Annotated in this window: 22 protein-coding genes and 2 riboswitches; of the genes, 4 read left to right on the top strand and 18 right to left on the bottom strand. The window is 38.8% G+C overall.

Annotated features, from left to right (window positions below; all coding sequences use genetic code 11):
- Position 1: 1 nt before the first annotated feature.
- Positions 2-889, bottom strand: coding sequence for a pyridoxal 5'-phosphate synthase lyase subunit PdxS (gene pdxS, locus AR328_RS08760; RefSeq protein WP_066293617.1), 888 nt, complete (start codon positions 887-889; stop codon positions 2-4).
- A 259-nt stretch (positions 890-1148) separates the two neighbouring features.
- On the opposite strand from pdxS, the gene pdxR reads away from it, so the two are divergent.
- On the top strand, positions 1149-2549 hold the full coding sequence (gene pdxR, locus AR328_RS08755) for a MocR-like pyridoxine biosynthesis transcription factor PdxR (RefSeq protein ID WP_066293614.1): 1401 nt from the start codon (positions 1149-1151) through the stop codon (positions 2547-2549).
- A 64-nt stretch (positions 2550-2613) separates the two neighbouring features.
- Here pdxR and AR328_RS08750 read toward each other — a convergent pair whose 3' ends face one another.
- From AR328_RS08750 to AR328_RS08725, 6 genes are all read right to left on the bottom strand, one after another.
- Positions 2614-3216 (bottom strand): response regulator transcription factor, encoded by a 603-nt coding sequence (locus tag AR328_RS08750; RefSeq protein WP_066293611.1) that lies wholly within the window; start codon positions 3214-3216, stop codon positions 2614-2616.
- The gene (locus AR328_RS08745) at positions 3213-4352 is read right to left on the bottom strand and encodes a sensor histidine kinase (RefSeq protein WP_066293610.1); all 1140 of its coding nucleotides are present in this window, start codon (positions 4350-4352) and stop codon (positions 3213-3215) included. The genes AR328_RS08750 and AR328_RS08745 overlap by 4 nt, the downstream gene beginning before the upstream one ends.
- Before the next feature lie 4 nt (positions 4353-4356).
- On the bottom strand, positions 4357-5097 hold the full coding sequence (locus AR328_RS08740) for an ABC transporter permease (protein WP_066293603.1): 741 nt from the start codon (positions 5095-5097) through the stop codon (positions 4357-4359).
- Position 5098: 1 nt separating this feature from the next.
- Entirely contained in the window at positions 5099-5998 is a 900-nt protein-coding gene (locus AR328_RS08735; RefSeq protein WP_066293600.1) for an ABC transporter ATP-binding protein, read from the bottom strand.
- Between the two features lie 160 nt (positions 5999-6158).
- On the bottom strand, positions 6159-7082 hold the full coding sequence (locus AR328_RS08730) for a ketopantoate reductase family protein (RefSeq protein WP_066293596.1): 924 nt from the start codon (positions 7080-7082) through the stop codon (positions 6159-6161).
- Between the two features lie 107 nt (positions 7083-7189).
- Positions 7190-8026 carry a lipoate--protein ligase family protein gene (locus AR328_RS08725; RefSeq protein WP_066293590.1) on the bottom strand — a complete coding sequence of 279 codons (837 nt, stop codon included), beginning with the start codon at positions 8024-8026 and terminating at the stop codon, positions 7190-7192.
- 174 nt (positions 8027-8200) lie between these two features.
- Here AR328_RS08725 and AR328_RS08720 point away from each other — a divergent pair, with 174 nt between their 5' ends.
- Positions 8201-8581: a rhodanese-like domain-containing protein gene (locus AR328_RS08720; protein WP_066293581.1), complete on the top strand. Its 381-nt coding sequence runs from the start codon at positions 8201-8203 to the stop codon at positions 8579-8581.
- Between the two features lie 69 nt (positions 8582-8650).
- Here AR328_RS08720 and gcvPB read toward each other — a convergent pair whose 3' ends face one another.
- Genes gcvPB through gcvT form a run of 3 tightly spaced genes read right to left on the bottom strand, consistent with a single transcriptional unit; the run spans position 8651 to position 12573 of the window.
- Positions 8651-10111 carry an aminomethyl-transferring glycine dehydrogenase subunit GcvPB gene (gene gcvPB, locus AR328_RS08715; RefSeq protein ID WP_066293573.1) on the bottom strand — a complete coding sequence of 487 codons (1461 nt, stop codon included), beginning with the start codon at positions 10109-10111 and terminating at the stop codon, positions 8651-8653.
- Positions 10104-11450: an aminomethyl-transferring glycine dehydrogenase subunit GcvPA gene (gcvPA, locus tag AR328_RS08710; protein WP_066293569.1), complete on the bottom strand. Its 1347-nt coding sequence runs from the start codon at positions 11448-11450 to the stop codon at positions 10104-10106. Before gcvPA ends, gcvPB begins: the two co-directional genes overlap by 8 nt.
- Before the next feature lie 16 nt (positions 11451-11466).
- Positions 11467-12573 carry a glycine cleavage system aminomethyltransferase GcvT gene (gene gcvT, locus AR328_RS08705; RefSeq protein WP_066293566.1) on the bottom strand — a complete coding sequence of 369 codons (1107 nt, stop codon included), beginning with the start codon at positions 12571-12573 and terminating at the stop codon, positions 11467-11469.
- 122 nt (positions 12574-12695) lie between these two features.
- Positions 12696-12775, bottom strand: a riboswitch (glycine riboswitch).
- A gap of 3 nt (positions 12776-12778) precedes the next feature.
- Positions 12779-12870, bottom strand: a riboswitch (glycine riboswitch).
- Positions 12871-13144: 274 nt separating this feature from the next.
- Between gcvT and AR328_RS08700 the strand changes: the two genes are divergently transcribed.
- The gene (locus AR328_RS08700; RefSeq protein WP_066293563.1) at positions 13145-14833 is read left to right on the top strand and encodes a DEAD/DEAH box helicase; all 1689 of its coding nucleotides are present in this window, start codon (positions 13145-13147) and stop codon (positions 14831-14833) included.
- On the top strand, positions 14811-15605 hold the full coding sequence (locus AR328_RS08695; protein WP_066293562.1) for a YqhG family protein: 795 nt from the start codon (positions 14811-14813) through the stop codon (positions 15603-15605). The genes AR328_RS08700 and AR328_RS08695 overlap by 23 nt, the downstream gene beginning before the upstream one ends.
- Positions 15606-15812: 207 nt before the next feature.
- Here AR328_RS08695 and AR328_RS08690 read toward each other — a convergent pair whose 3' ends face one another.
- The 8 genes from AR328_RS08690 to comGA form a co-directional block, all read right to left on the bottom strand.
- A complete protein-coding gene (locus AR328_RS08690) occupies positions 15813-16025 on the bottom strand; it encodes a YqzE family protein (protein WP_066293561.1) in 213 nt (70 codons plus the stop codon).
- A 96-nt stretch (positions 16026-16121) separates the two neighbouring features.
- Complete coding sequence (comGG, locus tag AR328_RS08685; protein ID WP_066293556.1) at positions 16122-16505, bottom strand: competence type IV pilus minor pilin ComGG; 384 nt, start codon at positions 16503-16505, stop codon at positions 16122-16124.
- On the bottom strand, positions 16492-16974 hold the full coding sequence (gene comGF / locus AR328_RS08680; protein ID WP_231734782.1) for a competence type IV pilus minor pilin ComGF: 483 nt from the start codon (positions 16972-16974) through the stop codon (positions 16492-16494). Before comGF ends, comGG begins: the two co-directional genes overlap by 14 nt.
- The gene (locus tag AR328_RS08675; RefSeq protein ID WP_066293549.1) at positions 16925-17260 is read right to left on the bottom strand and encodes a type II secretion system protein; all 336 of its coding nucleotides are present in this window, start codon (positions 17258-17260) and stop codon (positions 16925-16927) included. Before AR328_RS08675 ends, comGF begins: the two co-directional genes overlap by 50 nt.
- A complete protein-coding gene (gene comGD, locus AR328_RS08670) occupies positions 17244-17684 on the bottom strand; it encodes a competence type IV pilus minor pilin ComGD (RefSeq protein ID WP_066293547.1) in 441 nt (146 codons plus the stop codon). Before comGD ends, AR328_RS08675 begins: the two co-directional genes overlap by 17 nt.
- Positions 17685-17689: 5 nt before the next feature.
- Positions 17690-18016 carry a competence type IV pilus major pilin ComGC gene (gene comGC, locus AR328_RS08665; protein WP_066293544.1) on the bottom strand — a complete coding sequence of 109 codons (327 nt, stop codon included), beginning with the start codon at positions 18014-18016 and terminating at the stop codon, positions 17690-17692.
- Position 18017: 1 nt separating this feature from the next.
- The gene (gene comGB / locus AR328_RS08660; RefSeq protein WP_066293541.1) at positions 18018-19049 is read right to left on the bottom strand and encodes a competence type IV pilus assembly protein ComGB; all 1032 of its coding nucleotides are present in this window, start codon (positions 19047-19049) and stop codon (positions 18018-18020) included.
- The gene (comGA, locus tag AR328_RS08655) at positions 19036-20106 is read right to left on the bottom strand and encodes a competence type IV pilus ATPase ComGA (protein ID WP_082677169.1); all 1071 of its coding nucleotides are present in this window, start codon (positions 20104-20106) and stop codon (positions 19036-19038) included. Before comGA ends, comGB begins: the two co-directional genes overlap by 14 nt.
- Positions 20107-20232: the final 126 nt, after the last annotated feature.

Here is a 20232-nt window from a genome sequence, read left to right as displayed (position 1 = left end):
GTTACCAGCCGCGCTCCTGCATTCTATCTTCAAGAGACAATTTAGAGATGTCAATTCCTTTCATTGCAGCTCCTAGCTCTTTAGAAAGCTTCCCGATTAAATCATAATCAGTGTAATAAGTTGTAGCTTGAACAATGGCACTAGCAAATTTTTCAGGATTTTCGGATTTAAAGATGCCTGAACCAACAAACACTCCATCCGCACCAAGCTCCATCATTAATGCAGCATCAGCAGGAGTAGCAACACCGCCAGCAGCAAAGTTAACAACTGGCAGCTTTCCTAGTTCTTTAATTTGCTTTAAAATTTCAAAAGGCGCACCAAGAACTTTTGCTTCTGTCATTAATTCATCATAGCTCATTACAGAAATTTTGCGAACCTGAGCATTTACTTTACGCAAATGTCGAACCGCTTCCACAATATTACCTGTACCAGGCTCACCCTTAGTACGGAGCATTGCTGCACCCTCGCCAATACGGCGCGCAGCTTCTCCAAGATCACGGCACCCACAAACAAACGGTACAGTGAAATCACTCTTCAATAAATGGAATTCTTCGTCTGCAGGCGTTAATACTTCACTTTCGTCAATATAGTCAACACCCATAGCTTCTAATACTCTTGCCTCCACAATATGACCAATACGTGCTTTAGCCATTACTGGGATGGATACTGCATTCATTACTTCTTCAACAATACGAGGGTCCGCCATTCTTGCAACCCCGCCGGCAGCGCGGATATCAGAAGGCACTCTTTCTAATGCCATTACAGCAACAGCACCTGCCGCTTCTGCTACTCTTGCTTGCTCTGCGTTGACAACGTCCATAATAACGCCGCCTTTTTGCATTTGAGCCATGCCTCTTTTTACAGTTTCAGTTCCCAATAATTTTTCCATAATTCACACTCCATCTCATTTATCTATTGTATTTTACGAATCTATTGATTAGTATAAAAATTTATTGACCCTTTGAAAAGTGTCAGATTATCATATTTCTATAGGGTCAGTTATAATTAGAAATACGTGCTGTCCCATTCCGTTTCATAAACTATTGAATTTTTTGAATCTATTGATTAGTATAATGAGCAATTGACTGTATTGAAAGGGTCAGTTTTATCAAATATAACCAGTCCAGTATTAGGGAGGTTTGATCATAATGGAAATGTTATCATGTCACTTAAATAGATCCAGCGAAATACCATTGTATGACCAATTATACCTATACATTAAGAAGGAAATAATTGAAGGTCGCATACAATACGGAGCGAAACTGCCATCAAAGCGAAAATTAGCTGATTTTTTAAAAATCAGTCAAAATACGGTGGAAACAGCCTATCAGCAATTGACCGCAGAGGGATATGTTGAGGCTTACCCTCGTAAAGGATATTTCGTCATGACGCATGAAGACTTAGAATATATGCAAACAAATCATTCCTTACAGGAAAATACAAAAACAAGTCAGAAGTTTATAAAATACAATTTCCATCCAAGTATGATTGATACTGAGAATTTCCCATTTTCCGTATGGAGGAAATACGCAAAAAATACGATCACCAAAGAAAATCATACTTTGCTGCTGCTCGGCGATTTACAAGGCGAGATGGAATTGCGGCAAGAAATCGCTTACTATTTGTATCAAGCTAGAGGGGTACAATGTTCACCGGAACAAATCATCGTTGGGGCAGGTATCGAAATTTTATTGCAGCAGCTCTTTCTTCTATTTGATAAAAAAATGGTTTATGGTGTGGAGGATCCAGGCTATCATTTGATTTTGCAGATTCTAAAGGGCTTTCCAAATGAAGTGCACCCTCTAGAAGTAGATGAAGAAGGGGCAAAAGTAGAAACAATTAATCATAAAAACCTCAACGTTGTCTATGTAGCTCCTTCCCATCACTTTCCGTATGGAACTGTATTATCGGTAAACCGCCGGACTAAACTGTTAAAGTGGGCTGCGATTGAGAAAGATCGTTATATAATCGAAGATGACTATGATAGTGAATTTCGGTATAGCGGAAAATCAATCCCCTCCTTGCAAAGTATGGACATTCATGAAAAAGTGATCTATTTAGGTGCATTTTCAAAATCATTAATGCCATCAATCAGAATTAGTTATATGGTGCTGCCTAAGCCTCTTTTACAGCAATATAAAGAGGAATTGCCGTTCTACCATTCCTGTTCCGTCTCAAGAATTGACCAGCATATTCTAGCTCAATTCTTGAAGGAGGGAGATTTTGAAAGGCATTTAAATAGAATGCGAAAGATTTACCGTCGTAAACTCGAAAAAGTAGTAGAATTATTAAAACCATATCAAGATAAGCTTTCAATCATTGGTGGACACTCTGGCCTTCATATCGTTCTTGTTGTTAATAATGGCATGAGTGAGGAGGAACTTGTTCAAAAAGCAGCTGAGAAATCCATGAAGGTTTATCCATTATCCCAATACACACTTGAAAAAAAACATGAGAATCCCCCGCAAATTGTTCTTGGTTTTGCTGGAATTCGTGAAAATGAATTAGAAGATGCTATTCAATTACTATTAAAATGTTGGAAGCTTTAATTAGAGACTAAAAAATAGCAGCAAAAACCGTGGCTTTGGTCTTTGCTGCTATTTTTAGTATGTTTTAAATCCAGCCCTTTTCCTCCGCAATACTTATCGCCTCAATCCTATTTTTCACCTGAAGCTTACTAATGATTTCCGACATATAATTTCGAACAGTGCCTGCTGATAGAAAAAGAGCTGCTGAAATTTCCTTCGCTGTTTTTCCATCCGCAACCATTCGCAGCACTTCCCGCTCCCGTTCTGTTAGCGGATTTTCTTGCTTCATGCTGCCGAAAATTAACTCTGGGGCAAATTCACGCTTCCCTTTCATCACATTTCTAATGGATTCTGCGAGATCATCACTGGACCCGTCTTTAAGCAGATAGCCATGAACATCAACCTTTACAGCCCGTTCAAAATAACCAGGACGCGCGAAAGTAGTAAGGATGATAATTTTGCAATCCGAACCGAGCCTTTTCAATTCCTCAGCAACATCTAGCCCGCTTCTGATCGGCATTTCAATATCCATCAGACATACATCCGGCTTTAAAGCTAAAATAGCATTTAAGGCTTCCTCCCCATTTGGAACCTGCCCTACTACTTCTATATCTTCCTCTAAATCGAGAAGAGAGCCAAGGGCACCACGAAGCATTCCTTGATCCTCGGCGATTACTATTCTAATCATGAAACGACACCCTCCTCTCTCTCCTTCACAATAATTGGAACCGTAATCGTAAGCTTTGTACCATTTTCAGTCACAATGTTCACTGTTCCATCTATCAGCTTAAGTCTTTCTGACATCCCATTTAAGCCATTTCCAGATTTATTATTTAAGGAAATACCCTTGCCATTATCATGGATACTAATCAAAATCTCCCCTGCCTTCTCAGCAATGTGAACAAGACATTTAGTTGCTCCGCTATGTTTCACGACATTCGTTACCCCTTCACGAAGACACATGCTAAGAATATTTTGTGTGAGAACAGGAATACCTGTAAGCTTCGTTTCACCATGGAAAAAGAAAGAAATTCCAGCAGCTTCAAGTATGGATTCAGATTCAATTAATTCCTCTGAAACTGTTATCGTGCGCATATCAGACACCAATTCTCTTACCTGAGCAAGCGCCGCTCGTGAAGTCCTTTCAATTTCTTTCGCTTCTGAGATCGCCCTATTAGAATCCTTTGTAATTAGCTTTCCTACAAGCTGGCTTTTCAGCGTAATTAAAGATAGTGTATGCCCAAGAGTGTCATGCAGATCACGTGCAATCCTCATTCTTTCATCCCGTTTTACCAGTTCTTTAATCCTCTCATTTGCCTCATCAAGCTGCTTCTCTAACTCCATTTTATTAACCATTGAGCGAATGCCAAATGGGGAAACGAGCATGATTACGATAAATGGAATAAAATATAACATATTATTTGGATATAATTCATTAAATCGGATGATGAGCGGCGAAATGATTGTTACCCCAAAAAGAATGAGTGCATATACAAATTTCCTTCGGTCCTTATAATACCCGATAAAATTTGCTGGGAAAAAGCCGAGAAATAAATGATTAATATTATAGAAGACCGCTAGTATTAAAATAATCGAAACTTGAAGGATTAACCAATATGTGTACGTTTTATTGTTGGATTCAATAAATTGATAAAGCTGCCGGTATGTGACTAGAAATATTGCCAGCAGCACATACCCGACACCCCTCTTCCAGCCCGGTTCAAAAAATATATAATAACCTGGCATGAAAAGATAAATTAAAAACATATAAGGAAAAAATCCATACTTCGCCGGAAAAATTTCAAATTTCTTCTTATCAGGCATTTTGTTACACCACCGCTTCCTGCTTTCTCCTAATATATCCTGATAATAGCATAAAAGCGATCAGGTATCCTGCCAAAATTAACATATTACTCCAATCAGGGCTGTTCCCGCGAACAATCTCCCATGCGCCATTACCAAAATTATAGGAAGGCAGCCACTTTGCAAGCTTTTGAACAAAGTCAGGCATAATTTCTATCGGCATCCACATCCCTCCAGAAATTGCGAGTACCATATAAAGGATATTGCTAATGCCAGATGCCGTGTCCACTCGCTTCATCGTACCTACTAGAGTGCCTAGAGCTAGAAATGGAAAGGATCCTGCTAATATCCATAGGCCACTCATCACCCATTCATTTATAGAAAGAGAAACACCATTAATGATCGCACCTGCGATAAAAATAATTGAAATTGAAAATATATGAATGATTGTTTGCCCAATCATTTTTGCAGCAAAATACGCATGGTCAGATAAAGGAGTAATTCGCATAAACATTGACCAGCCTTTTGTCCGCTCCTCTACAAGTCTAATCCCTAATGTCATAATAGCTGAACCCATCACACTGAAAGTCGTCATTGACATTAAATAATGGGCCTGCCATACTTGTTTATCCTCAATGCCGGTATTAAAAATCTTTGTAAAAATGACATAAAAGAGAATGGGCATTAACAGTGACCAAAATACAAAATATGGGTTCCGCAGAATTCTAATAATTTCAGCTTTACATTGCATGCCAAATGCTTTCATATTATATTGCCTCCTTATTTTCCGTTAACTGTGAAAAAGCATCATCAAGTCGACCTTGATTGATTTCAACCCTTGATATTTGAATTTTCTGTTCAAACAGCCTCGCCAAAACGAGATCTGTGTTTTCAGCCTCGATCACTATGCGGTTGCCTTCTTCATTTACATGAGAAACAGTTGGCAACTGCTTTAATTTTTCGATGGAAATGCTCTCAGAAGCTGTAAAGGATATGGACTGCTTTGTCAGTTTTGCCTTAATTTCCTTAGGCGTTCCATCTTCAATGATTGATCCATTGTGGAATAAAATAATTCTTTCAGAAGCATCATCGGCTTCCTGTAAATAATGAGTAGTAAAAATAATTGTTTTTCCCCGCTCCTTTAAGATGCCAATTGTTTCCCAGAAACGTTTTCTTGATGTAATATCCAAGCCAACGGTTGGTTCATCAAAAAATAACAAATCAGGGTTTCCTGCCATCGCAAGTGCAAAACCGAGACGCCGCTTTTGACCGCCAGATAGTTTATCAGCTCTCTTTTTCAATTCATCTGCCTTTAAACCAGTTAAAGCGACAAGCTCTTCAAAGCCAAGAGGATTTGGATAATAGCTTCTGAATAATTGAATAATCTCTTTGACAGTTAATGCATCGATGACACTTACTTCTTGAAGCATCGCGCCAATCTTTTCACGCACTTTTTTATCCTTCGGCTGCATGCCAAAAAGATTTATCCTTCCCTCTGAAGGTTCAAGCAGTCCAAGCATCATCATAATTGTAGTTGTTTTTCCGGCGCCATTAGGGCCAAGGATAGCAACAATTTCGCCCCTATTAATTGTCAATGAAATATTATTCACTGCTTTTTTATTTTTAAATGTTTTTGTAACATAATCCAGTACAATAATCGATTCCATTTTTTCCACCTCCGTCATTTCTACCTTCATTCTATAATTTTGGAAAAAATTTCATTAGTGGATAATGTCATTTCTTTCAAATGACATTTGTCATAATAAAGGCGAAGGTGAATAAAAAAAGACAGCCAATTAATAAAGGCTGTCCAATAAAATCGTAAGCTTAATATTCACTTTCAATTGCTTTGATTCGATTATAGAGTTTTTCGTTTACCGGGGTCAGGATCCCATGATTTCTCCCTAATGCTAAAACAGTTCCGGAGAAGAGTTCAACTTCACTGAAGCGTTTAGCCTCTAAATCCTGTGCCATCGATGGCTTACCCTCAGGGCTTAATTTACTTAAGACGTCTAGCCAATACTCAATATCCTCTTCAGTTAAATGAATCCCTTCCTTTTCTGAGAGAACCATTACCTCTCTCATCGCTGCAATCATCGTCTCTCTTGCTTGTCCAGGTCTTTGAATTTCGCCATAATTGCTTCCATAGACCGCGACCGTTTGATTAACCCCGACATTTAACATAAATTTACTCCACAAATGCTTGAACATCTCAGGAATAATCTGATAGGGAACTTCCTTTTTATCAAAGAACTCCGCAACTGCTTTGATCTTTTCAGTTAATTCTTCATCTGGGTCACGTTCACCAAAGCAAAACATCCCCATATGATCATAAGTCAAACGGTTTCCTGCCTTAACGGCATCCATCCCCTGTGCCACACAGTATAAAACCTTTTCCATTCCGTATGTATCACCAATAATGGCCTCGCTTGTAATTCCATTTAATGCAGATAGGATAATCGTGTGTTCCCCTACATGATTTTTGCAAGCTTGGATTGCATCAGTCAGTCCGTCATTTTTCACCGCAAAAATCAGTAAATCAGCAGGGTCTGCCTGCTCTTCTGGAGTTACATACTGAAAATCACAGCGTTCCTCATTGCAGTAAACATGCTCGCTTCGATATCTATCTATTCTTTCCTTGTCTGCAATAATTCTTAGATTCCCTTTAGGCATTCTCTTTGATAGATGGTGACCGAATAGGACCCCTAATGCCCCTAAACCTATGATGGATACGGTTTTAATTTCTTTCACACCTATACTCCCCCTTCTATACTGAATATTTTAACATAGGGTGATGAGGTAAATGGTGAAATAAACCTAATTGTCAGCAAACAAAAAGCGGTGCCAATAGGCCCGCCTTATCGTTTGAAATTCCATTCATCTTGTTCATAGCGCTCTTTTGAAATTTTATTGACATATGCTAATTCATCTTCTGATAGCTCATATGGCTCCAATTCAATATTGAGCCCTTCTGCAAATCCTATTCGAAATGCTTCTTTTGCCTGTTCAAGCGTTATTCTTTCTTTACTAATTTCATTAATCGCTACAGCTTTATTTTTAAAAGCCCTTTGCATTCTTTCCTTCACTCGGTCATTTGGGTATTTAAATAGGCTAAAGAGCTTATCTTCTTCGATATCAAGTAAAATGGAACCGTGCTGAAGGATAACACCCTTTTGCCTTGTTTGTGCACTTCCGGCAACTTTCCGGCCTTCTACAACAAGCTCATACCAGCTTGGAGCATCAAAACATACAGCAGAGCGGGGATTCTTCAATGATTCTCTCTCTTCATCGGTCTTTGGTACGGCGAAATATGCGTCCATACCTAAATGATGAAAGCCTTTTAAAATTCCTTCAGAAATGACCCTGTATGCTTCCGTAACGGTTTTCGGCATTTGAGGATGTTCCTCAGACACAATCACACTATATGTAAGCTCATGCTCATGAAGGACCCCTCTTCCGCCAGTTGGCCGTCTAACAAACCCTAATCCATGCTGCTTAACAGCGTCCATATTAATCTCTCTATCAACCTGTTGAAAATATCCTATCGAAAGAGTTGCAGGATTCCATCCATAGAAACGAATGGTCGGAGGAATTTTCCCTTCACTATTCCAATCAAGAAGCGCCTCATCCAGTGCCATATTAAAGGAAGGGGAGCCGGCACCTGTATCAATAAATCGCCATGTTTCTTTTGTCATCGTACAAACCTCATTTACAAATTGTATATGTATGCGTGTTTAGTCTATCAAAAAATTGCAAAAAAACAAAGCAGCATGATTTTTGCAGGGAATTTGTCTGATTTCCTTTACTCGTCTCATAGAACACTTATATAATAGAGAAGGCAAGTTTCATTGCGAAAGGAGAAAGACATTTTGGAAACACTTTATTTCCTTCTAATCATGTTAGGCGGATTCCTTACGTATTCGTTAATAACTTGGTTATACCAGAAGAGAATTGTCAAGACATTGACAGAAGAACAATTTCGCGAGGGCTACCGAAAAGCTCAGCTAATTGATGTTCGTGAACCTAATGAATTTGAGAATGGACATATCCTAGGTGCTCGAAATATTCCGCTATCACAGTTGAAAATGCGCTTGAAGGAGCTTAGACCTGACAAGCCTGTCTATTTATATTGCCAAAGCGGCATGAGAAGCGGCAGAGCAGCCCAGTTTCTTCATCGCAAAGGGTATAAGGACCTATCACATCTTCAAGGCGGATTTAAAAAATGGTCTGGCAAAATTAAAACAAAATAATATTGAAAAACTACACACGATCAAAAGACCTCTGCACATTTCTACGCAGAGGTCTTTTTTTGGTTCATATTATTGTTTTTGGTAACGAAGCACTGGCTTACGAGCAGCCATTGTTTCATCAAGACGGCCAATAACCGTACTATGTGGTGCTTCTTGAACGATTTCTGGATTCTCTTCTGCTTCTTTGGCAATTTGGATCATTGCATCACAGAATGCATCAAGCGTTTCCTTTGATTCTGTTTCAGTTGGTTCAATCATAATACATTCTTCCACATTAAGCGGGAAGTAAATAGTTGGCGGATGGTATCCAAAGTCTAGAAGGCGCTTCGCAATATCAAGTGTGCGAACACCAAGTTTCTTTTGACGCTTTCCGCTTAATACGAATTCATGCTTACAATGCTTATCAAATGGAAGATCATAAGAACCTTGAAGTCTTCTCATCATATAGTTTGCATTTAGTACTGCATATTCTGTTACAGCTTTTAATCCATCTGGACCCATTGAACGAATATACGTATAAGCACGAACATTAATTCCGAAGTTTCCGTAATAAGGCTTCACACGGCCAATGGACTGTGGACGGTCGTAATCTAATACGTATTGATCGCCTTGTTTCACTAAAACTGGCTTTGGCAGATAAGGAATCAAATCTGCTTTTACTCCAACAGGACCTGAACCAGGACCGCCGCCGCCGTGCGGGCCAGTGAATGTTTTGTGCAAGTTCAAGTGAACTAAGTCAAATCCCATATCTCCTGGACGTGCTTTAGACATAACGGCATTTAGGTTAGCTCCATCATAGTACAGCTTTCCGCCTGCGCCGTGAACAATTTCCGCCATTTCAAGAATATTTTCTTCAAACAGCCCTAATGTATTTGGATTCGTAAGCATTAGTGCAGCAGTATCGTCGCCTACTACTCGTCTTAAATCTTCTAAGTCTACTAGTCCATCCTCATTCGATTTAACAGTAATCGTTTCAAATCCAGCAACTGCAGCAGAAGCCGGGTTTGTACCGTGTGCAGAGTCAGGAACAATAACCTTTGTACGGTTAAAGTCGCCGTTTGCTTCATGGAACGCACGAACCATCATTAACGCAGTCCATTCTCCATGAGCACCTGCAGCAGGCTGAAGTGTAACTTGATCCATACCCGTAATTTCGATTAAATGCTCTTGAAGATCATACATTAACTCTAGAGCACCTTGGACAGAACTCTCATCCTGAAGCGGATGCACATGAGCAAATCCAGCGAAACGTGCCACATTTTCATTGATTTTCGGATTGTATTTCATTGTACAAGAGCCAAGCGGGTAGAAGCCAGAGTCAACCCCATGGTTACGAGTAGATAGAGCCGTATAATGGCGCATAATATCTAACTCTGATACTTCAGGAAGCTCTGCTAATTCTTCTCTTAGAAAACCAGCTGGAATCAGTTCATTAATATCAGTTTCCGGAACATCCATTTCCGGGAGACTATAACCGATGCGGCCAGGGTTGCTTAATTCAAAAATGAGTGCTTGATCATCCTTATGCATGGTACTCCCCCATTTCTTTAACAAAAGTATCAATTTCTTCTTTCGTTCTTAATTCAGTGACTGCCACTAACATATGATTTGCTAGGTCAGAATAATCTCGGCCTAAATCATAACCGCCAATGATCGATTTTTTAAGAAGCTGTTGATTCACTTCTTTAACAGGTGTATTTAACTTAATGACAAACTCATTAAAGGATGGCCCTTCAAAAACCACTTCAAAGCCATTTTCTTTAAATGTCTTTTTAGCATAGTTGGCTTTCTGAATATTAGCTAAAGCCATTTCTTGAACGCCTTTCTTTCCTAATGCTGTCATTGCTACAGAAGCAGCAAGTGCATTTAAAGCTTGGTTTGAACAAATATTTGAAGTAGCCTTTTCACGGCGGATATGCTGTTCGCGCGCTTGAAGGGTTAGAACAAATCCGCGGCGTCCTTCTTCATCAACAGTTTGTCCAACAAGACGTCCAGGCACTTTTCTCATTAATTTATTCGTAACTGCAAAGTAACCGCAGTGTGGGCCGCCAAATGCTGTCGGAATTCCAAATACTTGCGCATCCCCTGCAACAATATCAGCACCGAATTTTCCTGGAGGAGTAAGTGCTCCAAGTGCTAGTGGGTTGCTTGATACAACAAACAATGATTTTTGTGCATGAATAATTTCTTCAAGCTCTTTCATTGGTTCAATTCTTCCAAAGAAGTTTGGATATTGAACGATCACACCTGCAACATCATCATTGATCATTTCTTTCAATGCATCAATATCTGTTACACCATCTTTATGTGGAACTTCAACAACCTCAATGAATTGGCCTTTCGCATACATTTTTACAACTTCTTTTGATTCTGGATGCACTGCACTCGAGATTAATAGCTTATTACGACGAGTTTGAGCAGCGCTTAGCGTTCCAGCCTCAGCAAGAGCTGTTCCGCCATCATACATAGAAGAGTTCGCCACATCCATACCTGTTAATTCGCAAATCATTGTTTGGAATTCAAAGATTGCCTGCAGTTCCCCTTGAGAGATTTCTGGCTGGTATGGTGTATAGGCTGTATAGAATTCAGAACGAGAAATTACATGATCTACGATTACTGGCATGTAATGATCATAAACACCTGCTCCAATAAAAGAAGTATTGCTCTTTAGATCAGCATTTTTCCCTGCCATTAATGAAAGTTCTTTCATTAATGCTGTTTCAGTTGCTGCTGGTTTAATCTTATATTCACCTTTAAATCTAACTTTTTCTGGAATATCACTAAATAATTCGTCAATTGAGTTTACACCGATTGTAGCCAGCATTTCTTTCTTGTCTGTCTCATTCATCGGTAAATAGCGATGTTTCATCATTATGTCTCCTCTCCTATTTTTTCTCTTTTTTATAGAAAGGCGTCGCTGCCACAACTGCTTTTAGGCGCTTTCCGCGAATCTCTACTTCTACTTCTGTTCCAATAGCAGTATTTTCAGTTTTTAATAAAGCCAAGCCGATATTTTTCTTTAAAGTTGGAGATTGTGTACCTGTTGTTACTTCTCCAATTTGCTCTTCGCCTTTAAAAACTGGGTAGCCATGGCGTGGAATACCGCGATCGATCATTTCAATTCCAGCTAATTTTCTAGTTAAACCTTCTTCTTTTTGTTTTAAAAGAACTTCTTTTCCGATAAAATCAGCTTCTTTATTCACCTTTACAGCAAAACCAATTCCTGCTTCAAGAGGTGTGATTTCCGGAGAAATTTCTTGGCCGTAAAGAACAAGATTTGCTTCAAAGCGCAATGTATCACGGGCACCTAATCCACAAGGGACTATGCCTTCTTCTTTCCCAGCTTCTAAAATATCTTTCCAGATTGCTACAACATCATTGGCATCGCAATAAATTTCGAAGCCGTCTTCACCAGTATAGCCTGTTCTTGATACAAGAGCTTTTTTCCCATTAATATCGACTTCATTTTGGAATTTAAAGAAACCGATGTCTGATAAATTCGTTTCGCTAGCCAGCTTTTGAAGGACACCTTCAGCTAATGGACCTTGGATCGCAACTTGTGCTGTTTTGTCAGAAAGGTTTTCGATTGCTACATCGCCTTCAAGATGGTCTGCAAGCCATTTATAATCCTTTTCAATATTTGAAGCATTAACTACAAGTAAATAATGATCATCTGCAAATTTATAGACAAGTAAATCATCAACAGTCCCGCCATTTTCATAGCACATTGCTGTATATTGGGCACCAAACTCTTTTAGTTTAGAGATGTCATTTGTCATCATTTTTTGAAGATAGGAAAGACTGTCTGGACCCTTCACTTCAATTTCACCCATATGGGATACATCAAACAATCCAGCTTTTGTACGAACTGCTTCATGCTCCTCTTTAATGCTTGAGAACTGAACAGGCAGATCCCAGCCACCAAAGTCAATTGTCTTCGCACCATAGTCTTTGTAAACATCGAATAATGGTGTACGTTTTAACTGTGACATTCACTTGTCCCCCTTTTATCCTTTTTAAAAATTTAGAAATTTGCCAATGGAATGCAAAAAGCTTAGAAGCTAGAACATTCCAATCACTAAAAAAGGACAGAAATCCCCCTAAAAAAGAAGATCCCTGTCCTTGCACCTGAAAGTTTACCGGAAACCGGCTTTCCCCTTTGGTGGCTTCTATTTTAAGAAGCACTCTCCAGAGCTACGTCCAACAAGGGTTCTTTTGCCTGAGAGATTCACAACAGAAATTGCTTGCTCCTTCGGCGCTACAATAGTAGTCTCTCCCCTTATCATCATCCGTATTTATAAAATTATCAAAATTGGTCATACTATACGCAAATGCGCTCCATAAAATAGGCTTAGCATTCAAACCAAAATGATATCTAATCCTTTGATTACATCGTTCGATAAACAGAGTGGTTGTGGCAAATTTCAAAACTTTCAAAGCTATTATTATCCTACCATTAGAAACCTATTTGAGCAATGGGTAATATTTTTCTCGTTAAAAGAAATGCGGAAGCGTCCCTGAAAGTTGACGCTAAAGCTAGACAGCTTTAAAAGGAGAAGTTTTATGACAGTAAAAATTGAATTTGATTCCTCATGGCAGGAGGACTTTTTGTCTAGAATCGAGCAGGACGGTCCTTGGGGGAACTGGGAACTCTATAAACTAGCAATAGAAGTAGAGAATCATACAACGATTCCTGAATTCGAGGGTCTGCAGGCACCTAAGCACCTGTCGGGTCTGACACCATTGCCGCACCAACTGGAGGTTGCAAAGCAAGTGGTGGAAAATATGAACGGCAAAGCCATTCTTGCAGATGAAGTGGGTTTAGGGAAAACAATTGAAGCGGGATTAATATTAAAAGAATACATGATACGCGGCTTAGTGAAAAAGGTGTTAATCCTTGTGCCGGCCTCTCTTGTAACCCAATGGGCGATAGAGTTGAACACAAAGTTTTTTATTCCAGCAATTACACAGAGGAAAAGCTATGTTTGGGAGCAGTGTGATGTAGTTGTATCATCAATTGATACAGCTAAGCGAAATCCTCACAAAGATATTATTTATAAACAAGATTATGATTTAATCATTATCGATGAAGCTCATAAGCTCAAAAACAATAAAACGAAGAACTATGAGTTTGTACAAAATTTAAAAAAGAAGTTTTGTTTACTTTTAACAGCTACACCCATTCAAAATCGGATCAGTGAAATTTTTAACCTTGTATCTTTATTAAAGCCCGGTCATTTAGGAAATGAATCTGCCTTTTATCAAAAATATAGTAAGGATGCTCGGAACTTAGATGATGATGAGCATTTAAAGGAATTAGTTAATAAAGTAATGATTCGCAACAGGCGTGCAGATACAGGCATCGAGTGGACAAAACGAGTGGTCGAAACGATTCCTATTGAATTTTCAAAAGAAGAAAGGGAGCTTTATGAGGCAGTCACTAACATGCGGAGAGATAGTGATTGGGCAAGCTCCAGCCAATTTTCTGTGATGACTTTGCAGCGCGAGGCTTGCAGCAGCCGTGAAGCAGTTTACTATACTTTAAAAAACATGCTGGAAAGACAAGAGGAGCCAACTGCAGCTTATCAAAAGCAGATTCAATTTTTAGTTACGAAGGTTGAAGCCGTACAAAAAAACTCTAAGGCGGAAAAGGCACTTGAATTAATTCAGCAAATTAACGATAAAGTCATTATTTTCACCGAATATCGGGCAACACAAATGTATCTTCAATGGTTTCTTAAGCAGTATGGCATTACCTCAGTCCCTTTTCGAGGAGGGTTTAAAAGAGGCAAGAAAGATTGGATGCGTGAACTTTTTCAAAAAAACGCACAGGTGCTGATTGCAACGGAAGCCGGTGGGGAAGGGATTAACCTTCAGTTTTGTAATCACATCATTAATTTTGACTTGCCATGGAACCCAATGAAGCTTGAGCAAAGAATTGGGCGTATTCACCGTCTTGGACAGGAAAAGGATGTAATGATTTATAATTTTGCTACAAAGGATACTGTTGAGGAGCACGTCTTAAAGCTGTTGTACGAAAAAATAAATCTTTTCGAAAAGGTGATTGGGGATTTAGACGATATTCTAACTAAGCTTGATTTCGGGAATATCGAGGATCACATTATTGATATATTTGGCAAATCCGCTTCAGAGGGCGAAATGAGAATTAAAATGGAGAATTTATCATCGATGATTCAATTTGCTGAAGAAATGCGGGAGGGTGAAAAAAATGCAGCAGCAAGAAATTCATAAATTTCTTGAAAAATACTTCCATGCAAACGGCTGTGAGATTGCAGAAAATAGGCAAGGTTATATGACTGTTCAACTAACGATTGAGCTGGATAAAGAGCTTATGAATAGACCTTTCTACTGGCATTATCTGGAGAAAACCGGAGGAGTGCCTAATCCGATGAAGCTTACATTTATAACCAACCAGCAGCTTGCACCGGAGCAAACAAAAGGAGAAAGTATTCACTTTGGCTCGCCGCGTCTGCACCAAATTTTTCAGTCAACAAAAAGCTTAGCAGGTTATATTCGATTGTATGAAAAACATCATCAGCCACCGGGGCAGCAAATCCCCTTGAGACCTTGGCTTGGTATGAATGTCCGCATTTCGTATGAATGTGACCGCAAAAGAGATATATTTAAATCAATTGGACTTCAATTAATAAATGGACAAATGGTTGAAAATTTTCATGACAGGCTGCTTCAATTACAGCTTACACCAAAAATCCCAGACTATTCATTTACACTCTCTCCTCTAATCATGCCAAAAAGCGGGATCACCAGAGTGGAAAATTTCCTTAAAAATCAAATTGAACAAGAGGATCACTCTTGGGCTGATAAAGCTAGAGAACGCTGGGACAAGGACTTAAAGCTACTGGAGCACTTTTATGAAGAGGCAGAAGAAAAAGATGAAAGCTACGAAATTGAAAAAACGGCCTTAAAGGAACAATATGAGCCCAAAGTGAAGATCTCCATCATAAACGGAGGATTGTTTTATTTAACGGATCAGGCTGTATAATTAAAAGACTGTGTTAAATAATAATATTGATTTTGACCACATGTTGATTGCAGTGGAAGGCACGAAGACTCCTGCGGGAGAAGCGAGTCAGGCGAGACCCCGCAGACACGAAGTGGCGAGGAGGCTCGACGGCCGCCCGCGGAAAGCGAAGTGCCTGGAACGGAAATCAACAATCGACATTAACAGAGCCACCCAAAAAGAAACCGCTCAAATTTTGAACGGTTTCTTTTCATATTTATTCTCTTTCTTCCTCTTCAAATTATAGTAGAGGATATATGGAATCAATCCAAACCACCGATATAAAAACGGCTCTTTAATGTCCTTCTTTTCTAATTTGCTTTTCTTGCGCTCGTCTTTTGGCTGATCAATATACTTTACAACAGTTTCGGTAATGTACTTTACATAGTCATTTGATTTCATTGCAGCACCCTGCTCAAATTATTTAATAGCTTTCCTAATCGAGTATGTCCCTTCCATAACATATTTATTCAACATCCATCATCTGAGCAAAGCCATTCAATTTCTTTCTAGCCACTTAATCATCTTGCCTTCCTTCGTATCAAAATACCCGTAGGCTAGCATTTCAATATTTGTTCCCATGCGTAAATTAAATGTTGACATCATCAAAGTATCAGTTACTTTAGCTGTTTCATAACGGACATCTCCATCTGAATAGGAAAATACCCCAGAGTATTGATCTTCATCCTCTGCTATTAGAATGTCTTCCATCCGTTTCATCGAGCTTAATAAATAATACTCTTGTTTCAAAAGCGCCTCTGATTCTTGTAAAAAACGAAGCTCTGATAAATAAAATTCAATATGCATAGTAAGGAGCAAGGCAACGAGCAGGATAATTGAAAAAGTAAGCGGGTACGTAAATCCCTTTTCATTCCGAAGCATAATGTTCATCCAAACTTACGAAGGAATATAATAATACGGAGTAATTTTGGCCATAAAGGTCGGATAAAGTCAGCTTGGCTCCATCTTGAATCGGAGAAAATCGGAATGAATCTACTTGCTGAAGAATGATTTCATGCCCTTTGAAATCAACCCGTCTTCGCAAATTAGTTCCATGTTTCTCATACAGTATTGTTTGACCATGCTTTGTTAATACTAGTCTGTTATCAGAAACTTTTATTTCATCTGCTAATCGAAGCTCCTTCTTTATTTGATTGACAAATACATGCCATTCCATTCTGTTAAGCCTAGTTTCAAACTGTTCATCTCCCATAATATACTTAAAGAAAAGTGGAAAAAATGAAACGACAAGCAGAAAAATGGAAAAGGCATATAACATTTCCAACATTGTGAAGCCTTTATTATTCATATATTTCACATTTCGACTGCAGCTTTTTGAATACATTCTCATATTTAATGCAAACCTCCTGTCCTGCGTTTCCCCCCGAAGTCCCTTCATATATTTCATAAACAGTTTGATTAATCGTCATCATTTGTGTTTGAGGCAGCACTCCCTCCTTTTGAGCCTTTAGCAATGTCTCATATAAAGCGTTCGTGCTGTCAAATTCCTGCCGAAGCTGAACAGATTGATCGACTAAATTCATTATTAACGGAATAAATATCGTTGCAATCACAAGCCATGCTGAGAGAGTTAATAGCATCTCAGGCAAAAAGAACCCTTTATTCTTTTGCAACATAAAATCTTCCCTTTCCAATATAAAACGTAAACCGATATTTCTCCTTGCCTGCATAAATATTAAAAGAACCAAATCTATTAATATTCCCGTCTGACTGAAAATAAAAGTAGAGCTTCATATTTTCCTCTTCTACTGTAATGCTTTCTGGTATTTCTCTTTCAATCAAATAGTTAGAACTTAGCTTTTCATGTATGACGTACCTTTTTGCTTCTGGAAGAACATGGACATACACATCAATATGATGGGCAAGAGCATACTGTTGAGCATAGTAAAGATCTGCTTTCAATTGTGAAATGAACTTTTCTTTTTCAAAGGAGATAAAATGCGGCTTTAAAAGAAAGGCAGGTACGGAGGCGATAATGAGAAAGACACTTAAGACAAATAAAGACTCTATTAAAGTGAAGCCTCCTTGTTTTCTTAACATAAAACTTAAGACTCCTCTTTTTTAGCAGGTGACACTTTTCCATCTGCTGAAATCACTATAGCTGTTCCATTTGGACATGATGTTTCATTCTCATTAAGATATTCAGCAGCTACTAGTGCATCAATATCAGCAGGCGGCTTTTTATTTTCAATTTCATATGCCTGAGCCTGGGCTTGTACCATTTTGACAAATGCCTCACACCCTTTGCTGTTGATTTTAGAATTATGCTTCGTGATATTTGGTATCGTAATAATGAGCAGAACAGAAATTACAAGGAGAACGATCATCATTTCAATCAGTGTAAAAGCTTTTTCGTTTTTCAAAAATTTCATATTAAAATCCCTCCAGTAAATGAAACATTGGTAATAGCACTGCTAAGTACATAAACACAATCATGACACCAATAACAGAATATAAAATCGGCTGAATAGTTTTTAGCAATTTTTCCGAACGCTCTTCAATTAACGTTAAGCAATGCTTGCTAAAGAAAGCCAGCTCCTGATCGAGCTTCCCGTTTTTCTGGCCATGCCTAATGATATGAGGAAGCTCTATTTCTAAAAAAGAATAGCCCAGTAGTATATCCTCAAGCCTCTCCCCCCTTCGAAGATTATCGATAATATTAGCCCCCAGCTCTTGATAAAGGGGCTGTTTTTCATTTTTCTCAAACATCCTTAATGCCTCGTGAATCGACAAACCACCCGATAATAAATAACTAATTTGAATCGAAAAATAATGTGAATAAAATAATTTTAAAAAAGGACCCACCACAGGAATTGAAACGAGTATACTCTTTTGCTTAACTTGAGAGTGTTTCCGGAATTGTAAAAGGTAGTAGCCGAATAAAACAATTAAGAAAACAGTACAGAAACCGAAGAAGAAAGGCATGACATTACTAAACATGGTGACTGCCTTCATAAAAAAGTTTGGCTTTAGCTTCATTGAAGAAAATAAGGAGGAGAATCTAGGAAGAATCATATAGTCAACAAAGATGAACAACACTAACGTAATAAAAATTAATAATACGGGATAAACAAGCAGTTTTTTCAGTTTTTCGAAATCCTTGTCTCTTTTTAGCATCATTTCACTGCCTTCTTGGAATGCCTTGGCCAAACCGCCATGCTGCTCCGCGAAAAAGACATAGCCAATCAGATGTCTGTTAAACTGAAGCTTTGATAATATTTGGTAAAATGGATAACCCTCTCTTAAGTCGGATAAACACTCACCTACCTCCTTTTTCTTTCTATGCGGAAGCTGAAACAGAATAGATTCTATTGCTTCGGATAAGGGGTAGCCTCTTGAAAGAAGCTCCCCTGTTCTTTTAAGAAAATGGCTTTGTTCCTGAAGACTCCACTTATGCCTCCGCATGATCAAGCACCCACCGATCATATTCTGTTTCTTTAATATAGCCTAGAGCAATTCCCTTCTTGATGACCTCTTTCAATGTAAAATAATCTACATCCATGTATTCGCCTTTCGCTTCCATCATTGCTGCATGTAAAGCGCGCCCTGCAAGGAGTTCAAAAACACTTGCTCTCTTCCATCTTCCATAACTAAAGCAGTAGGGTGAACATTCCCTTTGGCAAAATGGACAAGTCAATTCGACTAGCCTCTGCGCGGTTACAGCAACAAGTGTTTGTTCTATTTCTACCCAATTGACCCCAAATTCATTTAACCTGTAAATGGCACCTTTTGCGTCTCTTGTATGCATCGTGGAAAGCACTAAATGTCCCGTCAGCGCTGCTCGTACAGCAATTTTTGCGGTTTCCGCATCTCTTATTTCTCCAACCATAATGATGTCGGGGTCATGCCTCAAGATGGCCTTTAATCCAGCGGCATAAGAAACACCGGCCTTTTCATTGACCTGTACTTGAAGAACCATATCATGTTCTTTTTCTATTGGGTCTTCTAATGTAATGACATTGCGGTTAAACATGTGGGAGGTCTCATTCAATAGGGAATATAACGTTGTGGTCTTACCTGATCCAGTCGGGCCTGTGAATATGATTAATCCGTGGGCATGTTTGAGTAGGGCGAGCATTTTACGGGTCATGGCTGGAAATAAGGAAATTTGAAAAAAAGGAATTTGTTCTTGCTGAGGAAGGATTCGTATAACAAGGCTTTCGTTGTGGCTTGATGGGAGAGTGGAGAAACGCAATCCAATTATTTGTCCATCAATTACGTAAGAATAGGCTCCGCTTTGCGGCCGTCTTTTTTCGCCAATATCCATAGATGCGGTGAATTTAAAATGGGAGATCAGTCTGTCGCATTCTTCTTTAGGGAGATAGAGTCTTGGTACAAGTTTATTTGCGAGGCGCCATTGAATAAGTGTATCTTGTCTGCGGGGGACAATATGAATGTCTGAGGCTTGATTTCGCACTGCATCCTTAATTATTTTTTCTGCTAATTTTTCGATCATGTTCAACTGAACATTACACCACCTTTGGAATTTATAAAATTTCGAATTGTCACTAAAGACATATTCGACCTTATTATATATTTCCCTTTTAATTTTGACAAATTTTTCGCATGAAAAAAAATAATATTTCCA

This window comes from Bacillus sp. FJAT-29937 (assembly GCF_001509555.1).
Taxonomy (GTDB): Bacteria; Bacillota; Bacilli; order Bacillales; family Cytobacillaceae; genus Cytobacillus.
This window is presented reverse-complemented; position numbering and strand designations above follow the sequence as displayed.

Coding starts and splice junctions, on each gene's coding strand:
- pdxS (WP_066293617.1), bottom strand. CDS start 889: ATGGAAAAATTATTGGGAACTGAAACTGTAAAAAGAGGCATGGCTCAA.
- pdxR (WP_066293614.1), top strand. CDS start 1,149: ATGGAAATGTTATCATGTCACTTAAATAGATCCAGCGAAATACCATTG.
- AR328_RS08750 (WP_066293611.1), bottom strand. CDS start 3,216: ATGATTAGAATAGTAATCGCCGAGGATCAAGGAATGCTTCGTGGTGCC.
- AR328_RS08745 (WP_066293610.1), bottom strand. CDS start 4,352: ATGCCTGATAAGAAGAAATTTGAAATTTTTCCGGCGAAGTATGGATTT.
- AR328_RS08740 (WP_066293603.1), bottom strand. CDS start 5,097: ATGAAAGCATTTGGCATGCAATGTAAAGCTGAAATTATTAGAATTCTG.
- AR328_RS08735 (WP_066293600.1), bottom strand. CDS start 5,998: ATGGAATCGATTATTGTACTGGATTATGTTACAAAAACATTTAAAAAT.
- AR328_RS08725 (WP_066293590.1), bottom strand. CDS start 8,026: ATGACAAAAGAAACATGGCGATTTATTGATACAGGTGCCGGCTCCCCT.
- gcvPB (WP_066293573.1), bottom strand. CDS start 10,111: ATGCATAAGGATGATCAAGCACTCATTTTTGAATTAAGCAACCCTGGC.
- gcvPA (WP_066293569.1), bottom strand. CDS start 11,450: ATGAAACATCGCTATTTACCGATGAATGAGACAGACAAGAAAGAAATG.
- gcvT (WP_066293566.1), bottom strand. CDS start 12,573: ATGTCACAGTTAAAACGTACACCATTATTCGATGTTTACAAAGACTAT.
- AR328_RS08700 (WP_066293563.1), top strand. CDS start 13,145: ATGACAGTAAAAATTGAATTTGATTCCTCATGGCAGGAGGACTTTTTG.
- AR328_RS08695 (WP_066293562.1), top strand. CDS start 14,811: ATGCAGCAGCAAGAAATTCATAAATTTCTTGAAAAATACTTCCATGCA.
- AR328_RS08690 (WP_066293561.1), bottom strand. CDS start 16,025: ATGAAATCAAATGACTATGTAAAGTACATTACCGAAACTGTTGTAAAG.
- comGG (WP_066293556.1), bottom strand. CDS start 16,505: ATGCTTCGGAATGAAAAGGGATTTACGTACCCGCTTACTTTTTCAATT.
- comGF (WP_231734782.1), bottom strand. CDS start 16,974: ATGAGAATGTATTCAAAAAGCTGCAGTCGAAATGTGAAATATATGAAT.
- AR328_RS08675 (WP_066293549.1), bottom strand. CDS start 17,260: ATGTTGCAAAAGAATAAAGGGTTCTTTTTGCCTGAGATGCTATTAACT.
- comGD (WP_066293547.1), bottom strand. CDS start 17,684: ATGTTAAGAAAACAAGGAGGCTTCACTTTAATAGAGTCTTTATTTGTC.
- comGC (WP_066293544.1), bottom strand. CDS start 18,016: ATGAAATTTTTGAAAAACGAAAAAGCTTTTACACTGATTGAAATGATG.
- comGB (WP_066293541.1), bottom strand. CDS start 19,049: ATGCGGAGGCATAAGTGGAGTCTTCAGGAACAAAGCCATTTTCTTAAA.